The sequence below is a fragment of the Streptomyces sp. NRRL B-24484 genome, from assembly GCF_000717715.1.
Classification (GTDB): Bacteria; Actinomycetota; Actinomycetes; order Streptomycetales; family Streptomycetaceae; genus Kitasatospora.
This window is the reverse complement of record NZ_JOAI01000019.1, coordinates 42083-65331: the sequence shown is the minus strand read 5'-3', so window position 1 is coordinate 65331 and position 23249 is coordinate 42083. Positions and strand designations below refer to the sequence as shown.

Annotated in this window: 22 protein-coding genes and 3 pseudogenes; 10 read left to right on the top strand and 15 right to left on the bottom strand. The window is 73.7% G+C overall.

The features are described 5' to 3' along the window. Window positions 1-35 precede the first annotated feature (35 nt). Together IE98_RS49210 and IE98_RS0118520 are read right to left on the bottom strand one after the other, a co-directional pair. A complete protein-coding gene (locus IE98_RS49210) occupies window positions 36-284 on the bottom strand; it encodes an STAS domain-containing protein (protein WP_030270278.1) in 249 nt (82 codons plus the stop codon). A 212-nt stretch (window positions 285-496) separates the two neighbouring features. Continuing rightward, window positions 497-712: a hypothetical protein gene (locus tag IE98_RS0118520; RefSeq protein ID WP_030270276.1), complete on the bottom strand. Its 216-nt coding sequence runs from the start codon at window positions 710-712 to the stop codon at window positions 497-499. A 334-nt stretch (window positions 713-1046) separates the two neighbouring features. Here IE98_RS0118520 and IE98_RS46420 point away from each other — a divergent pair. Continuing rightward, window positions 1047-1386: pseudogene (locus IE98_RS46420) on the top strand (metallophosphoesterase family protein); the annotation flags it as partial. Window positions 1387-1642: 256 nt separating this feature from the next. On the opposite strand, the gene IE98_RS42640 reads toward IE98_RS46420, so the two are convergent. Next, window positions 1643-2020, bottom strand: coding sequence for a hypothetical protein (locus IE98_RS42640; RefSeq protein ID WP_030270274.1), 378 nt, complete (start codon window positions 2018-2020; stop codon window positions 1643-1645). Between the two features lie 10 nt (window positions 2021-2030). Between IE98_RS42640 and IE98_RS0118500 the strand changes: the two genes are divergently transcribed. Next, on the top strand, window positions 2031-3608 hold the full coding sequence (locus tag IE98_RS0118500) for a transketolase (protein ID WP_234443587.1): 1578 nt from the start codon (window positions 2031-2033) through the stop codon (window positions 3606-3608). Between the two features lie 32 nt (window positions 3609-3640). Here the strand turns inward: IE98_RS0118500 and IE98_RS0118495 are convergent, their stop codons facing one another. Both IE98_RS0118495 and IE98_RS0118490 read right to left on the bottom strand, forming a co-directional pair. Further along, window positions 3641-4357 (bottom strand): carbon-nitrogen hydrolase family protein, encoded by a 717-nt coding sequence (locus IE98_RS0118495; RefSeq protein ID WP_030270270.1) that lies wholly within the window; start codon window positions 4355-4357, stop codon window positions 3641-3643. An 18-nt stretch (window positions 4358-4375) separates the two neighbouring features. After that, the gene (locus IE98_RS0118490; RefSeq protein WP_030270268.1) at window positions 4376-4957 is read right to left on the bottom strand and encodes a GNAT family N-acetyltransferase; all 582 of its coding nucleotides are present in this window, start codon (window positions 4955-4957) and stop codon (window positions 4376-4378) included. 198 nt (window positions 4958-5155) lie between these two features. Between IE98_RS0118490 and IE98_RS0118485 the strand changes: the two genes are divergently transcribed. Then, window positions 5156-5791, top strand: coding sequence for a dihydrofolate reductase family protein (locus tag IE98_RS0118485; RefSeq protein WP_030270266.1), 636 nt, complete (start codon window positions 5156-5158; stop codon window positions 5789-5791). A gap of 276 nt (window positions 5792-6067) precedes the next feature. Beyond that, on the top strand, window positions 6068-7474 hold the full coding sequence (locus IE98_RS0118480) for a DUF4190 domain-containing protein (RefSeq protein WP_030270264.1): 1407 nt from the start codon (window positions 6068-6070) through the stop codon (window positions 7472-7474). A gap of 243 nt (window positions 7475-7717) precedes the next feature. On the opposite strand, the gene IE98_RS0118470 is transcribed toward IE98_RS0118480, so the two are convergent. From IE98_RS0118470 to IE98_RS0118460, 3 genes are all read right to left on the bottom strand, one after another. Continuing rightward, window positions 7718-8152, bottom strand: a complete 435-nt coding sequence (locus IE98_RS0118470; RefSeq protein WP_030270262.1) for a CBS domain-containing protein — start codon at window positions 8150-8152, stop codon at window positions 7718-7720. 314 nt (window positions 8153-8466) lie between these two features. Then, window positions 8467-10056 carry an alpha/beta fold hydrolase gene (locus IE98_RS0118465; protein ID WP_030270260.1) on the bottom strand — a complete coding sequence of 530 codons (1590 nt, stop codon included), beginning with the start codon at window positions 10054-10056 and terminating at the stop codon, window positions 8467-8469. Beyond that, window positions 10053-11405 carry an alpha/beta fold hydrolase gene (locus IE98_RS0118460; RefSeq protein ID WP_043174496.1) on the bottom strand — a complete coding sequence of 451 codons (1353 nt, stop codon included), beginning with the start codon at window positions 11403-11405 and terminating at the stop codon, window positions 10053-10055. Before IE98_RS0118460 ends, IE98_RS0118465 begins: the two co-directional genes overlap by 4 nt. Before the next feature lie 667 nt (window positions 11406-12072). Between IE98_RS0118460 and IE98_RS0118455 the strand changes: the two genes are divergently transcribed. Together IE98_RS0118455 and IE98_RS44750 are read left to right on the top strand one after the other, a co-directional pair. After that, window positions 12073-12762, top strand: coding sequence for an HAD family hydrolase (locus IE98_RS0118455; protein ID WP_052390672.1), 690 nt, complete (start codon window positions 12073-12075; stop codon window positions 12760-12762). Between the two features lie 447 nt (window positions 12763-13209). After that, a complete protein-coding gene (locus tag IE98_RS44750; protein WP_159400967.1) occupies window positions 13210-14433 on the top strand; it encodes a hypothetical protein in 1224 nt (407 codons plus the stop codon). Between the two features lie 614 nt (window positions 14434-15047). Here IE98_RS44750 and IE98_RS0118445 read toward each other — a convergent pair. After that, entirely contained in the window at window positions 15048-15491 is a 444-nt protein-coding gene (locus IE98_RS0118445; protein ID WP_030270251.1) for a MarR family winged helix-turn-helix transcriptional regulator, read from the bottom strand. Window positions 15492-15602: 111 nt separating this feature from the next. Between IE98_RS0118445 and IE98_RS0118440 the strand changes: the two genes are divergently transcribed. From IE98_RS0118440 to IE98_RS0118430, 3 genes are all read left to right on the top strand, one after another. Continuing rightward, window positions 15603-16394 (top strand): alpha/beta fold hydrolase, encoded by a 792-nt coding sequence (locus IE98_RS0118440; RefSeq protein WP_234443586.1) that lies wholly within the window; start codon window positions 15603-15605, stop codon window positions 16392-16394. Window positions 16395-17139: 745 nt separating this feature from the next. Beyond that, window positions 17140-17505, top strand: coding sequence for a hypothetical protein (locus tag IE98_RS0118435; RefSeq protein WP_159400966.1), 366 nt, complete (start codon window positions 17140-17142; stop codon window positions 17503-17505). 55 nt (window positions 17506-17560) lie between these two features. Beyond that, window positions 17561-17809: a ribosomal protein L7/L12 gene (locus tag IE98_RS0118430; RefSeq protein ID WP_030270243.1), complete on the top strand. Its 249-nt coding sequence runs from the start codon at window positions 17561-17563 to the stop codon at window positions 17807-17809. Between the two features lie 20 nt (window positions 17810-17829). Here IE98_RS0118430 and IE98_RS0118425 read toward each other — a convergent pair whose 3' ends face one another. From IE98_RS0118425 to IE98_RS51970, 4 genes and pseudogenes are all read right to left on the bottom strand, one after another. After that, window positions 17830-18093: a hypothetical protein gene (locus IE98_RS0118425; RefSeq protein WP_159400965.1), complete on the bottom strand. Its 264-nt coding sequence runs from the start codon at window positions 18091-18093 to the stop codon at window positions 17830-17832. A 755-nt stretch (window positions 18094-18848) separates the two neighbouring features. Further along, a complete protein-coding gene (locus IE98_RS49205; RefSeq protein ID WP_159400964.1) occupies window positions 18849-19004 on the bottom strand; it encodes a hypothetical protein in 156 nt (51 codons plus the stop codon). Window positions 19005-19067: 63 nt separating this feature from the next. Continuing rightward, a pseudogene (locus IE98_RS42630) lies at window positions 19068-19280 on the bottom strand (cupin domain-containing protein); the annotation flags it as partial. A gap of 470 nt (window positions 19281-19750) precedes the next feature. Continuing rightward, window positions 19751-19879 carry a hypothetical protein gene (locus IE98_RS51970; protein WP_267882346.1) on the bottom strand — a complete coding sequence of 43 codons (129 nt, stop codon included), beginning with the start codon at window positions 19877-19879 and terminating at the stop codon, window positions 19751-19753. A gap of 583 nt (window positions 19880-20462) precedes the next feature. Between IE98_RS51970 and IE98_RS0118410 the strand changes: the two genes are divergently transcribed. Then, entirely contained in the window at window positions 20463-21350 is an 888-nt protein-coding gene (locus tag IE98_RS0118410; protein ID WP_052390671.1) for a DUF427 domain-containing protein, read from the top strand. A 366-nt stretch (window positions 21351-21716) separates the two neighbouring features. Here the strand turns inward: IE98_RS0118410 and IE98_RS0118405 are convergent, their stop codons facing one another. Together IE98_RS0118405 and IE98_RS46415 are read right to left on the bottom strand one after the other, a co-directional pair. Further along, the gene (locus IE98_RS0118405; RefSeq protein WP_030270238.1) at window positions 21717-22322 is read right to left on the bottom strand and encodes a hypothetical protein; all 606 of its coding nucleotides are present in this window, start codon (window positions 22320-22322) and stop codon (window positions 21717-21719) included. 653 nt (window positions 22323-22975) lie between these two features. Then, window positions 22976-23202 (bottom strand): annotated as a pseudogene (locus IE98_RS46415) (repressor LexA); the annotation flags it as partial. Window positions 23203-23249 lie beyond the last annotated feature (47 nt).

Here is a 23249-nt window from a genome sequence, read left to right as displayed (position 1 = left end):
CCGGATCCCGTCAGGGCCGCCGGGGCCGGATCCCGTCAGGGGCTGCGGGGGACGGCCACGTGCCAGCCGCCGACGTCGATCAGGCCCAGGGCGTGGCGGACGGCCGAGTGCGCGCCCACCATCCGCAGTTCGATCCCGCGCGCGGCCGCGGCGGAGAGTGCCTCGCGCAGGACGGCGATGCCCTCGCCCGAGCAGCGCGACAGTGCGCCCAGGTCCGCGGTGACCGATCCGCCGGGCGGGCAGTGCCCGATCTCGCTGAGCAGCGCGTGGCGCAGCGCGGCCACGGCGGCGGTGTCCTTCGCCTCGGCGGCGACCAGGTGCCCCCGTCGTCGCGGGACGGCCCCGGCCGCCTGTCCACGGGGCGAAGCAGCCGCCGCGGACGCAGGACGCACAGGGGGGACGAGTGACCTGGTCACAGCACCAGTGTGGACCTGTTGTGGGGTGAAGTCAGCCCCCCCGAACGAAACGGCCCGCACCCGGCACGGACGGTGACGGCTCAGGCGGTCGCGTCGAGGTCGGCGGGACCGGGGCGGATCGCGGGACGGCGGACGACGATCGACGGCAGGCTCCCGAACCTCGGCTCGCCCCCGCCGAGGGCGGCGAGTCCGTCGAGGAGCTCGCCGAGCGCGGCGAGCACCGCCCGTTCGTGGCGCACGCCCTCCACGGCGGGCTGCTGCGCGGTGGTGCGGTGGGGACGCGGCGGCTTCGGCACAGCGGGCCTCCTCGGAGGGGGTTCGGGACTGTCAGGCGGGTTCGGGGTGGCCGAGGAGGTCGGAGAAGCCCGGGGGCAGCTCGCCATGAGGGCTCCGAGTTCGCTCTCGTCGACGGCCGCGGCCACGGCCCGCAGCTGGGCGGAGGCGTCCACGGCGGCCTCGTGGTCCGGCTCGGCGAGGACGCCCTCGGCTGCGCCGGTGCCCAGCAGTTCGCCGAGCAGCCGGAACGCGGTGACGGCCTCGCCGGGGATCAGGGGATCAGGGGATCAATCGGAGCGCGACGGGTCCGCCTCGCCCGACTGCACGACCCCCACGGCGACGGCCGCGACCGCCTCGCGCTCGCTCGCCGACGGGCTGGGCACCGCACTGGCCGACCTGGCCGACTGCGACCTGCGGATCGCGCTGACCCACTTCTCCCCCGTGCCGGACACCCTGGCGGGCGAGCCCCCCGAGATCTACCCGTTCCTCGGCAGCTACCTGCTGGCCGAGGCGATCGACGGGGGCCGGGCGGACCTGGCCGTCCACGGCCACGCCCACGCCGGCACCGAGCACGGCCTGACGGCGGGTGGGGGTCCCCGTCCGCAACGTGGCGCAGCCGGTCGTCCGGCACGCCTTCGCCCTGTACGAGCTGCACCCGAACGAGCTGCACCCGGCCGGTACGGCCGGGTGCTGAGGCTCTTTGGGTTTCGCGTTCGGTCGACGCCGGGTCAGTGACCGGGTCAGTACGGCAGCGGGCGACCGGACGGGGTCCGCAGGTCGATCGGGGGCCGCGGGCGGCCGCGGCCGGGCCTGGTGGCGATCCGGATCTTGGCCATCACCCTCACCTCCTCGTTTCGGGGGCCTGCCGGGCGTCTGCCCGGACGGGGCGATCCCACGCCTCCAACTGCCCTGCCCCGCCGACCCGGGCGGGGTGCCCGACGCCGTCGGGCTCACCGCTCGGTCCGGTCCCGGCCCTGTCCCGCGGCCATCCGGCGGCGGATCACCATGAGGTCCAGCGCGGCGATGCCGGCGAAGGCCAGGCAGAGCAGCGCGAAGACGGCGAAGGTCGCGCGGTTCGGCGCGGCCCCGGTGCCCGCCGTCCCGGCGAGGACGGCGAAGGCGACCGTGCCGACCACGAAGAAGCCGAGGAAGACCCGCGAGAGCAGGCGCCTCAGCTCCAGGTCGGTGCGGGCCGTGACCGGCTCGGTGCCGCGCCGCACGGGGCCCTGCTGCCACCACTGCGGCGAGGTGCGGCCCGGTCCGTGCGGGAAGTCGTGCCGTTCCCCGGGCCTGCGGTCGCCGTCCGGGGTGTGCTTCCGGCTGTTCATCAGGGGCTCCTTGCGGCCGCTCGTTCCTGTCCCGGCGGCTTCCCGTTCCGGGCCCGGCCACGCGGCGGCGGAAGGGGCGATTCCGGAGCTCTTCGGCGGGCAGGCGCGGGAAGAACGGAAGGAGAGCGCCACGACCGCCGACCGCACCCTCACCGCCCCGGTCGAACCCGGCACCGACCTGCGGCAGGTCGCCGAACTCGCCCAGCAACTGCGGGTCGACTCGGTACGGGCCAGCACCGCCGTGGTGGACGTCAACCGGCTCGGCCAGTGCGGACCCACCGAGCTCGGTTGGGACACCGAGACGTACGCCCGCCGGGCGGAGGCCTTCGGCTGCCGCGCGATCACCGTGGACGGCCACGACCTGGAGGCCGTCGACCGGGCGCTGGCCACCGCGGCGGACGGCCGGGCCCCGACCGTCGTGGTCGCGCGGACGGTCAAGGGCCGGGGCGTGTCCGCGGTCGCGGACGCCGAGGGCTGGCACGGCAAGCCGCTGCCCGAGGACCTGGCCGCCCGGGCCGTCGACGAACTCGGCGGCGTCCGGCAGCTGACCGTGCGCGGTCCGCGGCCGCCCGACGCGCCGCGCCGCAGGTCCCCGGGCGCGGGCGGCGCGGTGGAGCTGCCGCGCTTCGAGCGCGGCGAGGAGGTCGCCACCCGCTCCGCCTTCGGCAGGACGCTGGTCGCCCTGGGTGCCCGGCCGGAGACGGTCGTGCTGGACGCCGAGGTCGGCAACTCCACGCACACCGAGGACTTCGCGGAGGCGTACCCGGAGCGGTTCTTCCAGAACTTCATCGCCGAGCAGCAGATGATCGCCACCGCCGTCGGCATGGCCGTGCGCGGCCGCCACCCGTACGCGGCCACCTTCGCCGCCTTCCTCACCCGGACCCACGACTTCGTCCGGATGGCCGCGATCTCGCAGGTCACGATGACGCTGTGCGGCGCCCACTGCGGTGTGGAGATCGGCGCGGACGGGCCGTCCCAGATGGGCCTGGAGGACCTCGCGATGATGCGGTCCGTGCACGGCTCCACGGTGCTCAGCCCGAGCGACGCCACCTCCGCCGCGGCGCTCACCTCCGCCGCGGCCGACCTCGACGGCATCTCCCACCTGCGGGCCACCCGCGGCGCCTACCCGGTGCTCTACGGGCCCGAGGAGGCCTTCCCGGTCGGCGGGTCCAAGACGCTCCGCAGCAGTGCCGGGGACACCGTCGCCCTGGCCGGGACGGGCGTGACCGTCCACGAGTGCCTGGCCGCCGCCGACCTGCTCGCCGAGGAGGGCGTCGCCGCCCGCGTCCTCGACCTGTACTCCGTGAAACCGGTGGACGGCGAGGCACTGGCCGCGGCCGCCGACGAGACCGGACGGCTGGTCGTGGTGGAGGACCACCACCCGGAGGCACAAGCAGATCCGGCTGCGGACGGGACAGGCGAACGTGCTGCACTGGGTGCCCGAGCTGCTGCCGCTGCTCACCGAGGACGACCCGCTCGGGGTGACACCTTCGCCACCCACCGGCTGCCGCTGAGCGCCGCGCCGGACGCCTACCGGATGTTCCAGGAGAAGCAGGACGGCGCGGTGAAGGTGGTCTTCACCCCCTGACGGCCGTTCGGGTGAACGGACCCGGTTCCCGTTCAGGCCGGGGTCGGGATCGTGCATGCCACCGTCCGGCCTGCCTCCGGGTCGGCCTGCGCCACCACCGCTCCGTCCGGGGCCCAGACACCCGAACCGCCGGAGGTCCCCGCGAAGGAGCCGCTGGCGCCCGCGGCCGTGGCGAGGACGACCCACATGTCGTGGGCGAGGGCCCGCTCCCGCATGTGGGCGTCGCGGCGGGCGCGGGAGTCGGGCCCGGGGCCGTAGACGGCGCTGGCGACGTAGGCGTCGATGCCGAGGGCTGCCGTGTCCGCGGCGTGCTGGGGCACCGCCGCGTCGTAGCGGACGGCCAGCCCCAGTCGCCATCCGTCGACGGTGAGCACCACCGGTTCCTCGCCGGGGGTGAAGCGGTCGGACTCGGGCCCGTGCAGGTACGTCTTCCGGTAGGCCACCGTCGTGCCCTCACCGGTCACGGCCAGGGTGGCGATGTACTCCCGGCCGTCCGCGTCCCGTACCGGTGCACCGACCAACGCCACCGCGCCGGTCGATCGGCAGGCCTCCGTGATCGGCCGCAGGCGCCGGTCGTCGACTGCGAGCGGCTGCGCGTCCAGGTCGTACCCCGTGAGCGAGAGCTCGGGGAAGACCAGGACCCGTGCCTCGGCCTTCTCGATCGCGTGCGCGTGTCGCTCGGCGTTGGCGAGGACGTCGGGTCCTGCCCAGACGGGCTGCACGACGGCGACTGCCAGCGGGTTCCGCACCGGGTTCCTCCTGTGGGGTCAGTTCGAGCGAAGGCGGGCGTGCACGTGCGCGTCGTGCCGTCCGTCCGCCTGGAGCCAGGCGCTGCGGCGGACGCCCTCCAGCGGGAAGCCGGACTTGTCGGCGACCCGGCAGGAGGCCGCGTTGCCCACCGCGTGTTCGAGGTCGAGACGCTGGAAGCCGACCGCGTCGAACGCCCAGGACGCCATGGCTTCGACGGCGCGTGGAGCGACGCCGTGCCCCCGGGCGGCCGGCACGGTCCAGTAGGCGACCTGCGCCGTGCCGTCCGCCAGGTTCAGCGCCTTGAGGGCGGCGCGGCCCAGCAGGACGTCGTGCGCGGGGTCGACCACGGCCCAGCTCACCTCCGCCTCCGCGGCCCAGCCGTCGCGCCACCCCGCGATCCACTCCTCCGCCTCGGCGACGGAGTCCGCTCGGCGCACGTGCCAGCGCTCGATCTCCGCATCCTGATAGGCGGCCATCACCGCCGGGGCGTCGCCGGGGACCCACGGCCGGAGGAGCACACCGCCCTCGGCCTCCACCGTGGGGTGGGGCTGCGCCGCGAGGAAGCCGACCGGAACGGTGGGTGGGACGAGAGTGGGCACGGCCCGGATTATTCAAGATCGCCCGCCCGGCGCGCCACGGGGACGGTGGCGGAGACGTGAGCGACACGGACGGGCGGCGGTCGCGTCGTTCCTCCTCCGGGGCCCCGCCGATGGGCGAGCATGGCCACGGACGGATCTGACGGCCCGTCGACGGCGGGCGGATTCGCGCCAGGACAACCGACTCATCGGGAGCACGACATGGGCCTCATCCACATCGAGCTGTTCACCACCCTCGACCTCGTCGGGCAGGCGCCCGGCGGTCCCGACGAAGACCCGGAGGGCTTCCCGTTCGGCGGCTGGCAGGTTCCCCTGATGGACGAGGTCGGCGGGGCGCAGGTCGACGCCGCGTACGAGGGCGCCGACGCCCTCCTGCTCGGCCGGCGCACGTACGACATCTTCGCCGCCTACTGGCCGAAGGCCGGCGACAATCCCTTCGCCGACCTGTTCAACCGCATCCCGAAGTACGTGGCCTCCCGCGGCAAGCCCGATCTGCCCTGGGCGGGCTCGGTGCAGCTCGGACCGGACCTGCCCGCCGCGGTTCGCGAGGTCCGCGACCGGCACGAGCACGTGAAGGTCGTCGGCAGCCTCGATCTCGTGCAGACCCTGCTGCGCGAGAAGCTCTTCGACCGCCTCGACCTGTGGGTCCACCCGATCGTCCTCGGCGTCGGGAAGAAGGTCTTCGACACCGGCGCGGTCCCCACCAACGTCACCCTCCTCGCACCCCCCGTCGCCGGGCCGCGCGGCGCCGTCTTCCTGCGCTACGGCCTCGCCGACGGCATCCCCGCCACCGGCGACATGAGCGCGCCCGGGGACGATGCCCGGAGTGAGGGGTGAGGTCCGCGCCGGCCCCGGTGCTGCCCTGCGACGGGTACCCGGCCGGCTGACGGCCGGATCGACGGGTGGTGCCGGTCGATGCAGGGTCGGCGCCCGGAGGTGGCGGTGAGCGGCAGGTCGGCGCGGTGAGCGTCAGCGGTCGGCCGGTCGAAGGTGTCGGCCCGGGGCGGTCGACCCGGGCGAGGCCAGCCGGACGGACGTCCGAGTGATCCGCTATATTCGCGCCGCCGTCGAACGATTCCGTCCGGCGCGCACCACGCCCAGGGAGCTCACCTCATGCCGTCCGACCAGGACGTTCCCCCGCCGGGCGGCTCAGCCGCCGGGAACGACGCCTTCGCTCGTGCCTTCGCCCCGCCGTCCGGAGACACGCCGCCGCCGGCCGGCAACCCGTGGGGCGCGCCAGGGCCGTACCCGCAGCCCGCGCCGTACCCGCAGCCAGGTGCGGTGCCGCCCGGCGGCTTCGCGTCCTACGGCGCCCAGGGCTGGGGCACCACCCCGCCGTACGCGGCGTACGGCCCGCTCGGCTGGCAGCCGCCGCCCGGTCCGCCGACGCGCTGGAACGGCTTCGCCGTCACCTCCTTCGTCCTGGGCATCCTCGGCGGCGCCTGCCTGCTGTGGATCGGTGCGGTCGCCTTCGGCATCGCCGCGCTGCGCGAGGTGCGGCGGCGCAACGAGCGCGGACGCGGGCTGGCGATCGCCGGCATCGCGCTGGGCGGCGTCTGGGCGGTCGTCGTGGCGGTGGTGACGGTCATCGCGCTGATGGCCTCGGACGCCGACCTGCCGGAGTCGGACACGGGTTCCGTCACCGGCTCCGGCTCCGCCCCGGCCAGCCCCCACTCCGACACCTGGAACGTCTTCGAACTCGTCGCGGGGCAGTGCTTCGTCAAGCCCGCGGGCGCGGGCACCGACAGCGTCACGGACGTCCGTCCGGTGGACTGTGCCGCGCCGCACTACGGCGAGGTATTCGCCACCGCACCCTCCGACGAGAAGTCCTACCCGGGCAAGGCCGCGGTGATCGCCGACGCGACGAAGGGCTGCAACGACGCCCTGCTCGGCTTCGCCCCCGACAACTGGAAGCTCCCGGTCGCCGTCCGGGTGCACTTCTTCTACCCCGACGAGCACGCCTGGTCGCAGCAGGGCACCGGCCGCCGCTCGACCTGCTTCCTCACCGACAGCACCGATCGTCTGACCGGGTCGCTCCAGCAGGACCTCGCGCGGTTCGACGCCGACCAGATGGCCTACCTCGGCGCCGAGCACCGGGTGGACCAGGCCTTCGCGCTGGCGCCGCAGACCGAACCCGCCGACGACCCGGCCGCCTTCCGGGCCTGGGCCGGCACCCTCGCCGGCGGAGTGCGCCAGGAGATCGGCGAGCTGACCGCCCACACCTGGGGCGGTGCCGCCTCCCGGCCGGTCCAGCAGTTGGTCGACGAGCTGCGCAAGGCCCAGCCGCACCTCACCGCGGCCGGGGACGCGAAGGACGCCAAGACCCTGCAGAACGAACTCGCCGCCGCCACCGGCTACCTGGGCTACGACCGCCCGAAGGCGGTACGGGCGGCCCTGCGGCTGGGCACCGACGACAGCCGCCTCACCCACTCGGACGGATCCGACGACGACACCCGGACGGACGGCCCGGCACCCGTGCTGGCCCCGGACTCCAACCTCTCCTCGACCGTGCGGATCTGAACGGTCGTTGCCCGATCGAGCCTGGTGGCGGCGGGTTCGAGTCCCCTGTGTCGGTCGGGTCGATGCAGCAGTGGAGTCTCCCGCACAGCTCGGATGCAGGCCGCCGGGGCCCAGCAGCGGGAGTGGTCCCGTGGGAACTCGGGCCCGAGGCCATCGGCTTCCGGCTGCCCGCGGACTACCGGGCGTTCGCCGACCGGTACGGGACGGCCGTGCCTGTCGACCTCGGGGTCGATGGGCATCCGATCAGGGGCCCGGGGCGGCCAGAGCGGCGGTGACTCGGGCACCGGTGAGGACGCCGAGGAGGCGTCCGTCCTCATCGACGACGGGCCACGGGTCGAGGTGTCTGACGTGCATGGCGACCGCGGCGCGGGGCAGGGCCAGGGTCGGCCAGGCGAGCGGGTCGCACCGGCGCATCGCGTCCTGGACCAGGGAACGGGCGCTGTACCAGGTGCAGGCGAGGAACGGGGCGAGCGAAGCGGGGGTGACCAGTCCCTGGCAGCGGTCGTCGTCCGTGCACACCAGCAGGCAGGCGGCGCCGGTGTCGGCGAGGAGGCGTTCGGCCTGTTCGATCCCGGCGTCCACGGCGATGCGCGGCCCGCAGGGCTCCATCGCGTCCGCGACGGTCAGCCCGCGGCCGTCGGCGGCAGCCGGGACGGTCGGGTGGTTCCGGGCAGTCATGGCGTCACCGAGTCCTGCCCCAGCGCCGCGCCCGTCGCCGGTACCTGCGTGCACGGGACGAGGCCGGCATGGCGGCCGGGATCGACGAGCCCCGAACACTGCCACCAGCCTACGCCGCTCCCCCCACCCCGGCCTGCACGGTTCATCGCCTCGGACACGGACGCCGGCAGGAGATCACCCCCCGGGCGCTCCCGGCCGGGGGACTCCGCCCCGCCGACGCGCCGAAGGAGGCGAGGGCAGTGAGGAACGCATGCGCCGGGGCACGCACCGGCGGCGCCGGCGGCCGCCGGTGCGTGCCCCGTGAACGGCCGCGTTCAGGCCGCGATCTCGAACTCCGGTGGCCGGAGACCCGCGAGGCACCGGGTGTCGGGTGCGGTCGGGGTGTCGAAGAAGGAAGTGGTGATCGACTGGGCGCAGGGCGAGTCGGCGAAGACCACGTGTGCGACGTAGGGGACGGTGACCTCGGTGGACCGGCTCAGGGTGCGGGCGGCGTACGGCCCGCTGCTGGGTGCGGTCTGGGAGTCGAAGCCGCCCGACAGGACGAGGGTGGGGATGTCACTGCGCGTCACGTCCCGGACGGAGCGCGGGGCCGCGGGAACGTCCCAGGCCCGGCAGTCCGCGTGCAGCCAGGCGAGCCCCGGTGCGTTGGCGAGCACCGACTCGGGGAAGGACGGGAACGCGCGCCGCCCGGCCCGGATCACGTCGGCCTCGCTCTCGAACGGGGTCCACTCGCTGCAGAAGACGCCGTAGGCGAGCCCGTGCGAGAGCCTGCCCATGGCCTGCGGGCTGAGCCTGCCGCCGGCCAGCTGCTCGGCGATCCGCTGCGGATCGCCGTGGGCCAGCTCGTCGATGGAGCGGGGCACTCCGGCCGCCAGGTGGCTGGCGAAGGTCAGCCAGTTCACCAGGGTGCCGCCGTCCAGCACGACCTTCACCGGATCCGGGTGGTCCGGGAGCGTGACGTCGGTGGTGACCGGCCGGGCTTCCAGCTCGCGGACGAGGCGCTCGAAGGTGGCCTTCAGGTGCGGGTAGCGGGCGTTGCAGGCGGTCTGCTGCGCGCAGGCGTCGAAGATGCCGTCGAAGCCCTCGCGTGCGGCCTTCCAGGTCACGGCTCCGCTGGCGAGGGACGGCGGCAGCACGCCGTCGATGCCGACCGACCGGATGCCCTGCGGGTGCTCGCGCAGGTAGAGGAGCGCCAGGTCGGTGCCGTAGGAGATGCCGAACACGTTCCACTGCCGGATGCCCAGGGCGACGCGCAGGTCCGCGTAGTCGGCGGCGCTCTCGGTGCTGTTGTAGGCGCTCAGGTCGGCGCCGAGGCCCTCCAGCCGGTCGCGGCAGGCCCGCGTCGCCGCGACGTGCAGGCGCCCGGTGGACGGCGCGCCGTGGACGAGTCCGAGGGCGTCCGCGTTGAACCGGTCGATGTTCGGGCAGGTGAGCGCCGGGTCGGCCGAGTAGGTGCCGCGCTGGGACATGAAGACGACGTCCCGGTCCCGGTTCAGTCCGCCGTTGAGCGCCAGCTGGATCTCGGAGTTCGCGTCGTCGCCGGGACCGCCGGCCAGCCACACGATCGGGTCGGGTGCCCGTCGGTGCGCGGCGGGCACGATCGCGACCGCGAGGGTGATCCTCCGGCCGGTGGGCCGGGCGCGGTTCTCGGGCACGGTGAGCGTTCCGCAGCGTGCCGTCTCCAGGGCCGGGGTCGGGTCCGCCGTCCGCGGGCAGGGGCCCGGGGTGAAGCGGGCGTGGCCCGCCGTCCGGGCGGTGGTGCCGAGCGGCTCCTGTGCACCGTCCGCGGCCCGGGCGGGCAGCGCGGCGAGGCCGAGGAGGACGACACCGGCCGTGGCTGAGGCCAGGGTGGTTCGGAGCCGTCGGGCGGTGCTCCGGCGGCGGGTCGGGCGGACGGTCGTCATGGGGTCTCCGGCTCGGGGGTGATGGTGAACGGTCTGGGTGCGAGTCCTGCCACGCAAGCGGTGTCGGGCGCGGTCGGGTGCACCAGGAAGGAGGTCAGGACGGCCGCGGCGCAGGGCGACTGGGGCACCACCCAGTGGCCGATGCCGGGGATCAGCACGGCGGTCGAACGCGGCAGCGTCCGCGCCGTGTAGGCCCCCCAGCTCGCTCCGGTCTTCGCGTCGAAGGTGCCGGAGAGAACGAGCGCCGGCACCCGGCTGGAGGTGGCGACCCGCTGGACGGCCGTGCGGTCGGGGACGTTCCAGACGCGGCAGACGTCGTGCTCGAAGGGGAGCTGCGGTGCCTGGGCCAGGACCGTGTCCGGCCAGCCGGGGAAGGCCCGGCGCCCGGCCCTCAGCACGTCGGCCTCCGAGAAGCCCGGCACCCACTCGCTGCAGGCCACCGACTGCGTCAGGCCGTGGGCGAACTCGCCGACGACCGGCGTCGCACCGGCGGCCTGGGCGCGGGCGAAGCGCTCGGGGTTCCCGTGCGCGAGCTCGTCGAGCGCCGCCGGGACGTCGACGGCCTTGACCGCGTTGGCGACCAGCAGGTTCACCAGCGCGCCTCCGTCGAGGACCACCTGCACCGGGTCACCGCCCGCGGGCGGCTGCGCCGTCAGCCTCAGCGGATGCGCCTCCAGCCGCCGGACCTGTTCCGTCAGCAGGTCCGGGAGGTCCGGATAGCGGCTCGCGCACGGAGACTGCGCCGCGCACGCCGCGAGGATCGCGCCGATCCCCTCCCGGGCGCTGTCCCAGGTCCACGGCAGGCTCACGACCTGCGGCGGCGCCACCGAGTCGATGGCCACCGAGCGGATCCCCTCGGGGTGCAGGCGCAGATAGGTGAGGGCCAGGTCGGTGCCGTAGGAGTACCCGTAGACGTTCCACTGCCTGACGCCCAGTGCCCTGCGCAGGTCGGCGAAGTCCGCGGCGTTCTCGGTGCTGTTGTAGGCGCTCAGCTCGACCCCGTCGGCCGTCAGGCGGTCCCGGCACTCCTTCGCCGCGCGCACCAGCCGCCGCCCCGTGGAGGGCGCGTCGTGGACCAGCCCCACCGCGGTCGCGCCGAACCGGTCGATCTCCGGACAGGCGAGGTTCGGCTGCGCGTGGAGCGTTCCGCGCTGGGCCATGACGACGAGGTCGCGGTCCCGGTTCACGCCGGAACCGATCAGGAAGGGAATGCTGCCGAACGCGTCCCCGCCCGGACCTCCCTCCATGAACACCACCGGGTCGGCGGCCGGCCTCGCCGAGGCGGCCGGGACGATCGCGACGGCCAGCCGGACGGTCCGCCCGCCGTGCCGCTCGCGGTTCTCGGGCACCTCCAGGTACCCGCACCGCCCGGGGACCGGCTCGGGCGTCTCCGGGCAGGCAGCGGGCACGAACCGCGCCGGACGTGCTGACGCGCCTTCACGAACGGCCGACGGCACGGCACCGCCCGGCGCCGGGCCCGCCGCGCCCACCAGGGCCAGTACGCCCGCGACGAGTGCCGCACAGGTCGTCGCACCCCTGGACCGACCCCGCGCGTACCGGTGCTGCGCCCACCGCCGGACCGACCTGCCGGACCCGCGCACGGGCGGCGGGCACCCCTGGTCACCGACCTGTTCCACCATGTGGTTCCGTCCCTCTGACGTCCCGTCCGCCCCGATCCGGCGACGCCGCATGGATGCGTCCGCCACGTGGTTCGGGCGGCCACTGGCCAGCCTGCGTGGGCGGGCAGGCGTCCACCACTCACGGGCTCCACCTGGAGCAGACGGCGACGGAACGGTCCCCCGTTCGGCGCTGCGCCGGGCCGGTGAACCGCTGCGACGGGGGCCGGTGCGCGGAGAGCGGACGAGCTCGGCCGCGTGCCGGCCGCGGCGCACGCCCAGCCGTTCTGCACCGGGCGGTCCGGGCGGGTGTCCGCGCGGGGCTGCTCCGGGCCCTGAGCCACCCCCGTGCCCGCACCCGTCACCGCCGCAGCGTGAACGCGAGGCCTGTGCTGCGGTAATGATCAAGCCCATCGAACTCGTCATATTCGACTGCGACGGCGTGCTGGTCGACAGCGAGCGCATCGCCGCTCGTGTCCAGGTCGCCCTCGGAGCCGAACTGGGATGGCCGCTGACCGAGGACGAGGTCGTGCACCGGTTCATCGGGCGCTCGCACGCCGCCATCCATGAGCAGATCGCCGCCCGACTCGGCCCGGACACGGCCGCGATCTGGTCGGAGAGGTTCGAGCAGCTCCACCGGGAGGCGGTGGACGCCGAGCTCGCCCCGGTCGACGGTTTGCCGGAAGCACTCGACGCGCTCGCTCTGCCGACGTGCGTCGCCTCCAGCGGCTCCCACGACAAGATGCGGCACACCCTGGGCCGCACCGGCCTCTACGAACGCTTCGCAGGCCGCATCTACAGTTCTACCGAGGTCTCCCGCGGCAAGCCCGCCCCCGACCTGTTCCTGCACGCCGCCCAGCAGATGGGCGTCGATCCCGAAGCCTGCGCAGTTGTCGAAGACAGCCGGCCCGGCGTCCAGGCTGCCCGCGCCGCCGGCATGCGCGCCTTCGGCTACGCCGGCGGACTCACCCCGGCCGAACGCCTCGAAGGCCCCGACACCGTGGTCTTCCACGACATGCGCCGGCTGCCGGACCTCATCGCCGAACGGCAGCCGACTCTCCACCAGGCGCTCCCCATCCACAAGATCTGACGGTTACTCACGGACCTTACGGGCAGCTGGAGCCGGACACCCCCGTCCACGCGCAACGCCTGCACTGAAGCGCACACCCACCTGCCGGCGGTGCCTACGGGCGGGCTTTACCGTCAGCCCCTCCGGCTCCCGCAGCTTCTGCTCGGCACGCCGCTGATCGGCGACCGCGTCGATCCCGTGGTCCACCGCCTTCGCGTACGCGGCGCCCCGGCGCCGGGCGAGGCCGAGGAACTGCTCGCGCGGCCAGGGGCTCGCCACGGCCGGCGGCCTGGTCTCCAGGAAGTACCCGGGGTCGCTTCGAGGAGCCGGGCGATGGCTCCCCTCGGGGCCGGCGGGTGTGAGTGGGAAGGGCGACCTGGGCCGATCAGCGGGGACGGCCTGCTCCCGGCGGGGCCGGGCCAATAACGTCTGGCAGCGGACCCCCGCAGTGGGGCAAGGTGCCGGGTGATGAGTGATGACGATGTGATGTCCTACGCCCGCTTCGACTCCGTCGAGGGCCTGCTGCAACGGGGCCGTGGCCTCGGCGCCGTACGGGCGATGCAGGATCCCCGGGCGGCCGCTCCTTTCGTCTACGACGGGGTCCGGCGGGACTGGCGATGGGACGGCACCGACGACCGCTCCCGCTACCTCGCCCGGCTGCTCCGGGACCTGGGACTGCCCCCGACGCCGGTCGTGGACCTGCTGGCCGGGAACGAAGAGCAGTGCGGGCGCGCCGTCGACGTGCTGGCGCTGCTCGCCCTCGGTGGGTGCGACGAGGCCAGAGAGGCTCTTCGCGCCTACGTCCGGGAGGGCGCGCACTGGGTCCCCGCCCTGGAGTCACTCTCCGACCTGTGGCCCCTGGCGTGGTGGGAGGACCTGGAGGAGGTGGCGCGCGTCCGGATCGGCGGGGAGCCGGAGCTGCCGTGGTTCACCGAGCCGTGGACCCGGTTCGGGATCGAGGTCCAGCGGCCGGCCCCGGGCCCGGCCCCTCTCGATCTGACCGGCCTCGCGGACAGCGAACTGCTCGACCTGCTGGCCGGCCCTCGGCCCGGTGCGGCCGGCAGGGTCGACGCCCTGCGCGAGCTGTCCCACCGGGGTCCGGTGGAAGGGCTGATCCCGCTCGTCCCCTCGCTCGGAACCCCGGACGGACTCCGACCCCTTCCACTGCTGAGACGGACTCTCGCGCGCCTCGGCGCCTCGGCCGTACCGGCTGCGCGTCGCTGGGTGTGCGACGAGCGGGAGTGGCTGGCCCGGCTCGGCGCGGATGTCCTCGCCGATCACCTCGGCCCCGAGGTGATTCCGGAGCTCGTGGCCGAACTCGCCGACCAGTGGCGGGCCCGCGCCTGGTGCGGACCCGACACCACGGCCAGGCGGCTGGCCCGCTTCGGTCCTGCCGCCGCCGGGGCGGTCGTGGACCTGCGCCGGTTCTGGCTGCGAACCCCGCACTCGTACGAACGGGCCGCCTACCTGGAGGCGCTGGCCGCCATTGACACGGGCGGGCTCGACCAGGCCCACACCGAGTCCCTCTGGGACTGCGAGGAGAAGGCCCGGCTGCTGGGCATCGCCCACGCCCCGGACCACGCCGAAACCCTGGAGCGGATCGCGGCGCTGCGCGACGATCCGATGGAGGACCCGGAGGTTCGGGCCGCCGCCGAGGCGCGGCTGGCTCCGCTCACTCCTCGGCGGGAGTGACAACGTCCGGCCGGCTGCCTGTCCCGTCCGGCCGACTACCGCGTCGAACAGCGCCGGTACGGCGGTGAGAGCAGTGGACAGCGCACGGTCGCGTACCTGGCGCCCGCCGCACCCGCCCGACCTCACGGCCGTGATCTCGCCGCTGCGCCGCGGAGCAAGCACGGAGTGGCGGGCGTCGCGCACCCCGGCGGGGCTCGGGACGCTGCGGATCGTGGCCCGGCCTGCCGACGGCGCCGTCGCCGCGACCGCGTGCGCCCCGGCCCCTGGCTACGACCGGGTGCGAGCGGGCTGGTGATGGACTCGCTCGTACCGTCCCCCCTCGAACAGAAGGTCACCGTGACCGAGGCGCACCGCGCCCGGCGGTACCTGCTGCGCCGTCACGGACCTGTGGCTGCGCTTCGTTTCGGGCCAGGTCTTCTGGACGGTCGGCCGGGCTGTCCGCACGGCGGGTGACCGGGCGACGTTCGGCAGGAAGTGGTGTCCGGTTCGGTGCCGGCGGGGCCGGAGGCTCTGCGATGGCGAGGCGGCGTCTCACCGGCGCCGAGATGCCGTGGGCCCGGTCGGCGAGATCGCACGGTACGGAGGAACGAACGTGCCCGGGGTCGGCTGCGGTGTCAGTCCTGCTCCGGTGCGAGCGCCAGTTGACTTGATGCGCGGGCCAGCAGGTCGATCAGCAGGGCGCGTTCCCCGGGACTGAAGCCGTCGGCGATCCGTTGTTCGATGGCGAGGGCCTTCGCGTCGGCTTGCGCGAGCAGTCGGCGTCCGTCGTCGGTGAGGCGCACCTCGGCCACCTTGCGATGCCAGGGGTGGGGCTGTCGGGTGATCAGGCCCTTCGCCTCCAGGTTGGCGAGCACGGTGGCGACGGTCTGCGGGGTGACCAGGCAGGCACGGGCGAGCGCGGCGGCGGAGAGCCCCGGCTGGCCGTCGAGCGTGTACAACGCGACGTACTGCGGAACCGTGAGCCCGAGTGGCCGGAGTGCGGCGTGCTTGGCCGCCATCAGCTCCTGCTCCACCCGCTTGATGTGCAGTCCTAGGCGCTCCGTGACCGGCGTGTCCATGAGGGGGATCGTACGTCACCAGCTCGCACCCCGACTGTTAACAGAGCTCTGGCACATAACAGAACTCTGTTATCTTGGGCATTGCTCAGCCACTCACAGATGGAGGCACCCTTGACCAGTCGTGCACTGCTTGACCACGTCGTCGCCGGGTCCGGCCCGGGCCTGGTCCTGATCCACGGCACCGGCGCGGATGCGACCTCGAACTGGGGGGCTCTCATCGACGCGATGCGTGACCGGTACACCGTCGTCGCCCCGAACCTGCCCGGCGCCGGCGGCACCCCGGTCGACCCCGCACCGATCGACCTGGACTCGCTCGCCGACCGCGTCGCCGCCACCGCCCGGTCCGCCGGACTGGAACGGTTCCACCTGGTCGGCCACTCGGTGGGCGCCGTCGTCGCCACGGCCGTGGCCGCCCGGCACCCCGATGCCGTGACCTCGCTCGTCCTGCACGCCGGATGGGTCAGGACGAGCCCGCGCGAGGCGTTCATGTTCGACCTGTGGGCACGCCTGCTGCGGACCGACCCCGCCCTGCTGGCCCGCCAGTTGATCCTCACCGCCATGGGGCCCGGATTCCTCGACGCCCTCGACGACGCGCAGTTCACCGACATGGCCGCGGGTTTCACGGCCATGCTGGACCAGCGCGTCCTCGGGCAGGTAGAACTGGACACCCGGATCGACCTGCGCGGTGCGGTGGACCGGATCACCGCGCCGACACTCGTGCTGGCGAGCGCCGACGATCGGATCATCCCGCCCCGTCACCAGCGCGAACTGGCCGCCGCCATCCCCCGGTCCGACTACCTCCAGGTCCCGGGCGGCCACGGCCTGCCGTTCGAGGACCCGGCGCGGTTCTTCTCGATCATCACCGAGTACGTGGACAAGCGCCAGGCGCAGGGCCAGGCCTGAGGCAACGCAGGACTCGGGCACGCCACCTCGGGCACACACGTTGCGACTGTGCGCTGTAGACGCCCGGTTTCCGCCACCGGCCCACCGGGGCCGACCTCCTGGGCACGGCGGTCACCGCTGTCGCGGCCGCCCGGCCGGTCCGGCCCACCTCGCTGCTGCGCCATGCGTCGCGCCCGCGGTCGCGGCACCGGCGGGGCGCCTTCAGCCGAGAGTGCCTGGACCTGGGCTTGTAACCTCGTTCGGGTGACCGCCGGCCGTTGAGACTACGGATCGACGAGGCGCGGATGCTCGACGTGGACGATTCCTGGTGGGAGCGCAGAGGGGTCGGCAGGCTCAACGGACGAAATCACAGATCTTGCTGGGCGGGCACGGCTCACTGGGGCTGTCGCTGAGCGACCCGAGCAGTAACAACACCGCCGCCAACAACAGCAGAAAGCCGCCAATGATGATCGTTCCCGAATGGCGGCCGTACCGAGCAGCCGACCAAGCCGCTATCTTCTGGCGCCGGGTGCGGCGAGTCGGGCCGGCCGCACCGTGACGGTCACCCGTCATAATCCCCCCAGGATTGCTCGCCCTGCGGACATGAGTACCTGATCTGTTCCCGCCTCTGCCCGACCGCATGCCGGCCTGCTGGGCGGGCCGCCGGAAGCGTGGAGCGGTCGGGCGCTCGTGGTCCTGGGAACGGCTGCGGGGCGGGCCCAGGGTGGCTGCCGGGGGCGAGGGCACCGCGGCTGCCGGCCTGAGCGTGGACTACCTGGACCAGACGATCTGGGCGCGGGTGGAGGCGCAGTCCTTTCCCCGGCGCACGTTCCTGCAGCTGCGCCGGGGCGGCTACAGGGGCCGTCCACGGCAGATCCGCGAACGCGGGCTCCGCGGCGGACACTCGACGCGCACGCCCTACCTGCGAACTCTGAAAGCCGGCACGGCCCCGGCCGTACCAGCGGAAGTCCCGAGCCCGCGCCGGATCACCTCCTGGATCATGCGCAACCGCGAGCGCCCCAGCACCGAAGGGAGCGTCAACCGCGCCAAAACGATCGAGAGGGCAATGTACGGCCGGGCCTCGTTCCGTCTCCTGCGGATCCGAATCCTTGGCCGGCGACACAAGGCCTGAGGGCCACCAGACGTGTGTTCTATGCTGCTGCCCGACATGCCCCCGAGGAGTAGAGATGGCAGACGAGTACGCCTGGCTGGTCTGCGATCAGGGGCCCATTTCAGTGGTTCTGACCGACCCCGGGCCGCGCCCCGTCGAGGCCGTGAAGGTGGTTCGCCGGAGGGCCGGGCTCAGCCTGTGGCACAGCAAGTCCCTCATCAGCCGCCTGCCGGCCATCGTCCTCGAGGATGTGACACAAGAGGTGGCTGAAGCCACGGTGCGCGAACTCCTCGAAGCGGGAGCCCACGCTGAAGTGCGGGAGTAGAAGCGCCCACAGACCGCCGTTCACGGAGGTGCGGCCAGAGCCCTGAAACTCCCCGCTCCCCGCCGGCAGCTCGCCGCCGACAGCAGGGCGCAGCTGCGCCCGACCGCCGCGGTGCTGAACCAGCGGGCCGCGAGCAGCCAGAACGGCGCGCCCAGGCCGGCCGCCAGCACCGCGCTCGCGGCCAGGATCCGCCCGTTGCGCACCAGCGCCGTTCCGCGCCCGGACCCGGTCCCGCTCTGGAGGCGCTCCCGCAGCTGGGCGAGCGGCCCGCCGAGCTTCTCCATCACGACCGCTGTGCCTTCCCGGGCTGCGAGCGGCCCGGGCGGGCCTTGCGACCGGTCGGAGCGGCCAACCGCCCCGGGTGCGGCACGGTCGCCGCCGGATCGTCCGGCCCGTACGGCGGTCGGCCCGTCGGAACCCGCCGCATCGTCCTGCAGCACCTGCAGCACAGCGTGCCGCCGGGCTCCGCCCGCGTGTCCTGGGGGTCGCGCCCACAGGCCGGGCAGCACGGCAGAGCGAACACCGGAAGAAGCGGACCGAACAGTTCAGGCATGGACAGACCCCGCCAGGCCTGGTGCTGCCCGGGCGGGAATCCACGCCCGGGCAACCCGTCCGGTCCGCGAAACGGTGCCCGGTCGATCCCTGCCCCGATCCCCCGGGGCGCAGCCGGCCGGGACGGCGGGCGTGTAACGGCGCCGTCGTCCCGGCCGGCCGGGCGGCGGCCGCACATTGGCGCGACCGCTGGGCACGGTCGCGCCGGCACGGGGGATGAGAGTGCGACCGTGCCGGGAATGGTAGACCGCCTGAACTGCGTGCCGCAGGGCTTTGACCAGGAGGTTCATGGCCGTGCACGGACCGTGCCGGCGGCCTGCGGACGGCACGCGTACGGCCTGGCCGGCACGCGAGGGGGTGGCCGGGGCGGGGGAAGCGGGAACGGCCGGCGAGCCGACCTCTTCGGTCTCGCGGCCGGAGCGTCGGAGGCTCGGCCGGGTCGCGGGCGGGGGAACGGGTTCCGAGTGGGGCGTTAGGGGCCGCAGGGTCAGCAGTTGTCGTCCTGGCAGTCGGGACAGGCGATCAGTCCTCGTCCGTTCGGCGCGACCAGGGTGCCCCAGCCGTTGCAGCTGTGGCAGTCCCGCGCCGGGGCAGGGCTGGCGGGGTTGTTGCTGAAGGCTCGGGTCGCGGGGACGATTCGCATGGATATGACCCTAAAGGTTCCATCTTGGACTAACCAGGACATTAGGAATAAGCGTGGCCTAAGTCATAGGCGATCACGGCCGGGCCGCTTGGCAGCCGTGTCCAGGGTGGCGTACCGGAGCGGGCTGTCGACGTAGTGGGTGTCGTACAGCTCGGAGGAGTCCTTGATCTCCTGCGGGCTCGCCTCGCCGCGCATGACCCGGCCGAGCAGGCGCAGACGGTCGAAGCGCGGCATGCCGGGCGTGAAGGTGAACAGGACGTCGACCGTGGAGCCGGGGGTGCATTCCTGCAGAGCGGTTCATGGGTCGGCCGGTCGGGCGGGGTGGGGCCGGGCGATCGTCTGCGGCGGCTTCACGCGGCGGCGGGCCGTAGCCGGTCGGCGACCAGGGGGCGGACCTTGGTCAGCATGAGGTGCAGGACTGCTCGGGGTGACGGAAGGAGGCGAAGTGGCCGGCGTCCTCGATCAGGGCGAAGTCCCGCGCCGCCGAACCCGAACCACACGCCGGCCCCGCCCCACCTGTCGGCCCGGCCGTATCCGGGAACCGGTGCCGGCGGTGCCGCGGCGGGTGAGAGGATCGTCGCGGCTCCCCGGGCTCATGCCAATGCCTCCCGGGGAGCCGCTGTTCGTTCGCCCTGCCCGGCCGACTGTGGCTGCCGTCGCCCGGGCGCCCTTCTCTGCCGGCGGTGGGGAGTCGGGCGAGGTGCCGGTCGAGGGCCATGCGCAGCAGGGTGAGGGCGAGGGGTGCGTCAGGGGGAGAGCCGGGGTTCGCTGTCGGTGGCGTCGATGACGAGGCGGCCGTCGATGTGGGTGGCCCAGCCGTCGGCGGTACAGGAGATCCGGCCTGCGAGGGTGCGGCCTGCTCGGCGGACCCGCACAGGTACGGGTCCCGGTCCCAGCCCTCGGCGGCCAGGTCGCTGCCGGGGACGGGCCGGGGCCCGTGGCCGCACAGGCCGGTGGCGGTGACGACGGCGATGAGGGTGTCGGGAAGGCGTCGGCGACGGCAGGGCCGAGATGGCCGTCGCGAAGGGGTGTCCGTTCGACGAGAGCGGGCCGGGGCAGCCGGGTCAGGGCTTCCAGGTGCCGGTGCGCTCCGGGCGGCGCGGTTGCTGGGCCGCGGTGGGCACGTCCAGGGCGGTGCCGCGCTCGGTGAGCGGGCGGTGTCGGTGCGGTGCTCGACGGGCCTGTGGTCGTCGTACTTGAACTTCGCCCGCACGTCGGTGACGTACGGGCGCACACCGCGGATGCCGGAACCGAGACCGACCTGGTCCTGCTTGTCCACCCCAGCCCGGAACGCGCTGTGCGCCGCCAGCGCCGGTCACCCGCCGCGTAGGCCCGGTGCTCCTGCTGCAGGCACGGGAAGGGCGCGGCACGGGCACCGGCCCGTGCGGCCGCGCGAGCGGTCGCTGTCGGTGCCACGCTGGGACTTGCCAGGGAGACCTGCCTCTGGAGGAGTCGCAGATGAGCACGCGGATGCGCGACCTGCTGACCGAAGGTCTGGGCGAGCTCCGGCACGAGCCGATCGGCAAGCGCATCCGGGCCGTCCTGGGCGGGCGCACGGTCGTGGACACCACGAGGGCCGTGCTGGTCTGGGAGCCGCGTCGGATCGTGGCGTCCTACGCCGTGCCGGTCGGCGACATCTCGACGGAGCTGTCACCGGCCGGCACGGCGGAGACGGCCGCCGCGGACGGTACTGGCGCGCACATGCCCGACCTGTTCGCCCGGCCGGTGTTCGACCCGCCGGTTCCGTTCACCGTGCACAGCGCCGAGGGCCGCGCAGTAGACCTGAGAGCCGACGGGCAGGATCGGTGCGGAGCCGGGTTCCAGCCCGCCGACCCCGCCCTGGACGGGTACGTCGTCCTGGATTTCCGGGCTTTCGACGCCTGGTACGAGGAAGACGAACGCAACGTCGCTCACCCCAGGGACCCGTTCCACCGCATCGACGTGCTGGCGGCCTCGCGCCATGTCCGGGTGGAGTCGGACGGCGAGGTGCTGGCCGAGTCGTTCCGGCCGACTCTGCTGTTCGAGACCCTGCTGCCAACTCGCTACTACCTGTCCCTCGAGGATGTCCGCGCCGAGCTCACCCCGAGCAGTACCCGCACCTGGTGCGCCTACAAGGGACAGGCGTCCTACTGGTCCGCCGCGGCCGGTGGCCGTGTCCTGCCCGACATCGGCTGGAGCTACCGGCAGCCCCTGCACGATGCCGAGCACATCCGGGGCCTCGTCGCGTTCTTCAACGAGCGACTCGACATCGTCGTGGACGGCGAACGCGCCGAGCGGCCCCGTACCCCCTGGTCTTCCGGCCCCGACGCCCGACGTCCGGTGGCCGGTGGCCCGGACAACTTCTGAACATGCAGCAGCGCCCGGTGTATTGGACAGGTGTTTTGAGAGCCGGTCGGACACCGAGATCGGGAGCCACCGGTTCGGACACCGAGATTGAGAGCCACCCCGAGCAGGGGCGCGACACGCCGCGTTCGCGGATGGTGATCGACTGCTCCAGCTGGCGCTGCAAGGCTGTGGTCCTTGATCACGGTCAGTCAGGAGGCCGGGGTGACTGTTGGTGCGAGGGGTGGTGATGGGGTCAGTGGCGGCGGTGCGGGCGTGGTTCAGGGTGGTGCGGGCGTTGGCGAGACGATGAGCGTAAGCGGAGGAGCCGGGGTGGTAGAGGCGTCCCGACCGGGATCCGGGCCTGGCCTCGCGGCAGGCCCGTGCGTGTCACGTCAGCTTTCGGCAGGACCCCTCCGAAGTGCACAGAGCCATATCGGGGCTGACCTCGACGTTGAAGTCCAGGAAGTGGAACCCGACGAAGGTGACGAATCGGCCGTCGCCGAGGTCGACCGTCCGGTGGTGCACCGGACTGAAGACGTGGAAGCCGTCGCCCTTGATCGTCACCTCGCCCACCGCGCCGGTGAAGACCGCGAACAGGTACGGCGCGCCCGCCGCGCCTTCCTCGCTCGTGAGCCAGATGGGCTCGGGCTCAGCGGCGAGCTCGTCGACCCGGCTGCGCCGGACATCCTGCAATGGCATCAAGGCGCCACCGTAGATGCTCGCGAAACACACCTCGATGTTGTCCACCAGCCAGACCACCTCAGCCCGATCGTGACCACTGGAGTCGAGCACCATCAAGGTCGACAGCGTGGGCGCCGGGCAGTATGACGTCGGCGACAAGGTGTCCAGGACCCATTGAGCCTCCACCGGGGCCGGATCCGGCAGAACCACCGGGTGGGCCGACACCTTGGCTGAATGCGGCGGAACGACCGGGCGGCCCCCGTCGTCCGCCGCACCGCACGCCGCGGCCATGAGCGAAGCAATCAGAAACATGCGAGTGAAGACCCGAGCCACCGTGCCCCCCAACGACGGTCGAGCATCCAGAGTCCACCCTGGGCATGGCCGGAAGCAATGCTTCGAACCAGGCCGCCGGCGATTGTGCCGCTCTCGATCCGCCGTGGCCGCATCCGGGGCGGGGACGCCCGGCCCTCGCTGGCCGGGCCTACCAGGGGCCGGCCCGAGAGGACCTGGGACCGCAAAACTACCCACGCCCGGCCGCTCGGCAGCGGCTGCCATGCCGGCGCGGGCAAAGGTCACTCGATCGGGGTGGCTCCGGAACTCGCTGCCGATCACGAAGGCACAAGCCCCGCACCCGGCGCCTGATCACGCAGTGGCTCCCGAACTCGCCGCCCAGGTGGCTCTCATTCGACCTGTCGAAAACACGCCCGGTACGCATCCACCCGTACGTGCGATTTCCGGGGGCCGGGGATGCCTGCGTGGCGACCTCGGGCTCGACCTCGCGCCACCTCGCACCGGCTCCCGCCGGGCCCGGCGTCACAGGATCAGCGACATCTCCCGTCCGCCCGTACCCGGACAACCGATCAGTTGCAACGGCGCTGTTGCACACCGAAGAGCCGATGTGGGTCTCCGACCAGGGCAAACCGTCCAGCTGCGTCCGACACCGACCCGCAGCACACCCGCGGGATGACGGAGGAAGTGGAGGAGAGGCCGACGGCCCGGCCGATCTCGCGCACGAAGGGCGGGTACCCCCGGCGCCGGGCCGAGTCCCGGATGATCTCGGCGACCGGCGCCGGTGCTCCGTCAGGCCGACCTCGTCGGTGCGGATCCCGGGCGGTGGACCGCGCAGGGAGCGAGTGGGGACGGTTGGAGCGGGAGGGGTCCTCCCGCAGCGCCGGGCCCTCGCGGATCCGATGTCATGGGACGCCCAGGGCCGGCGGGAATCGCCCGAACACCCGGACT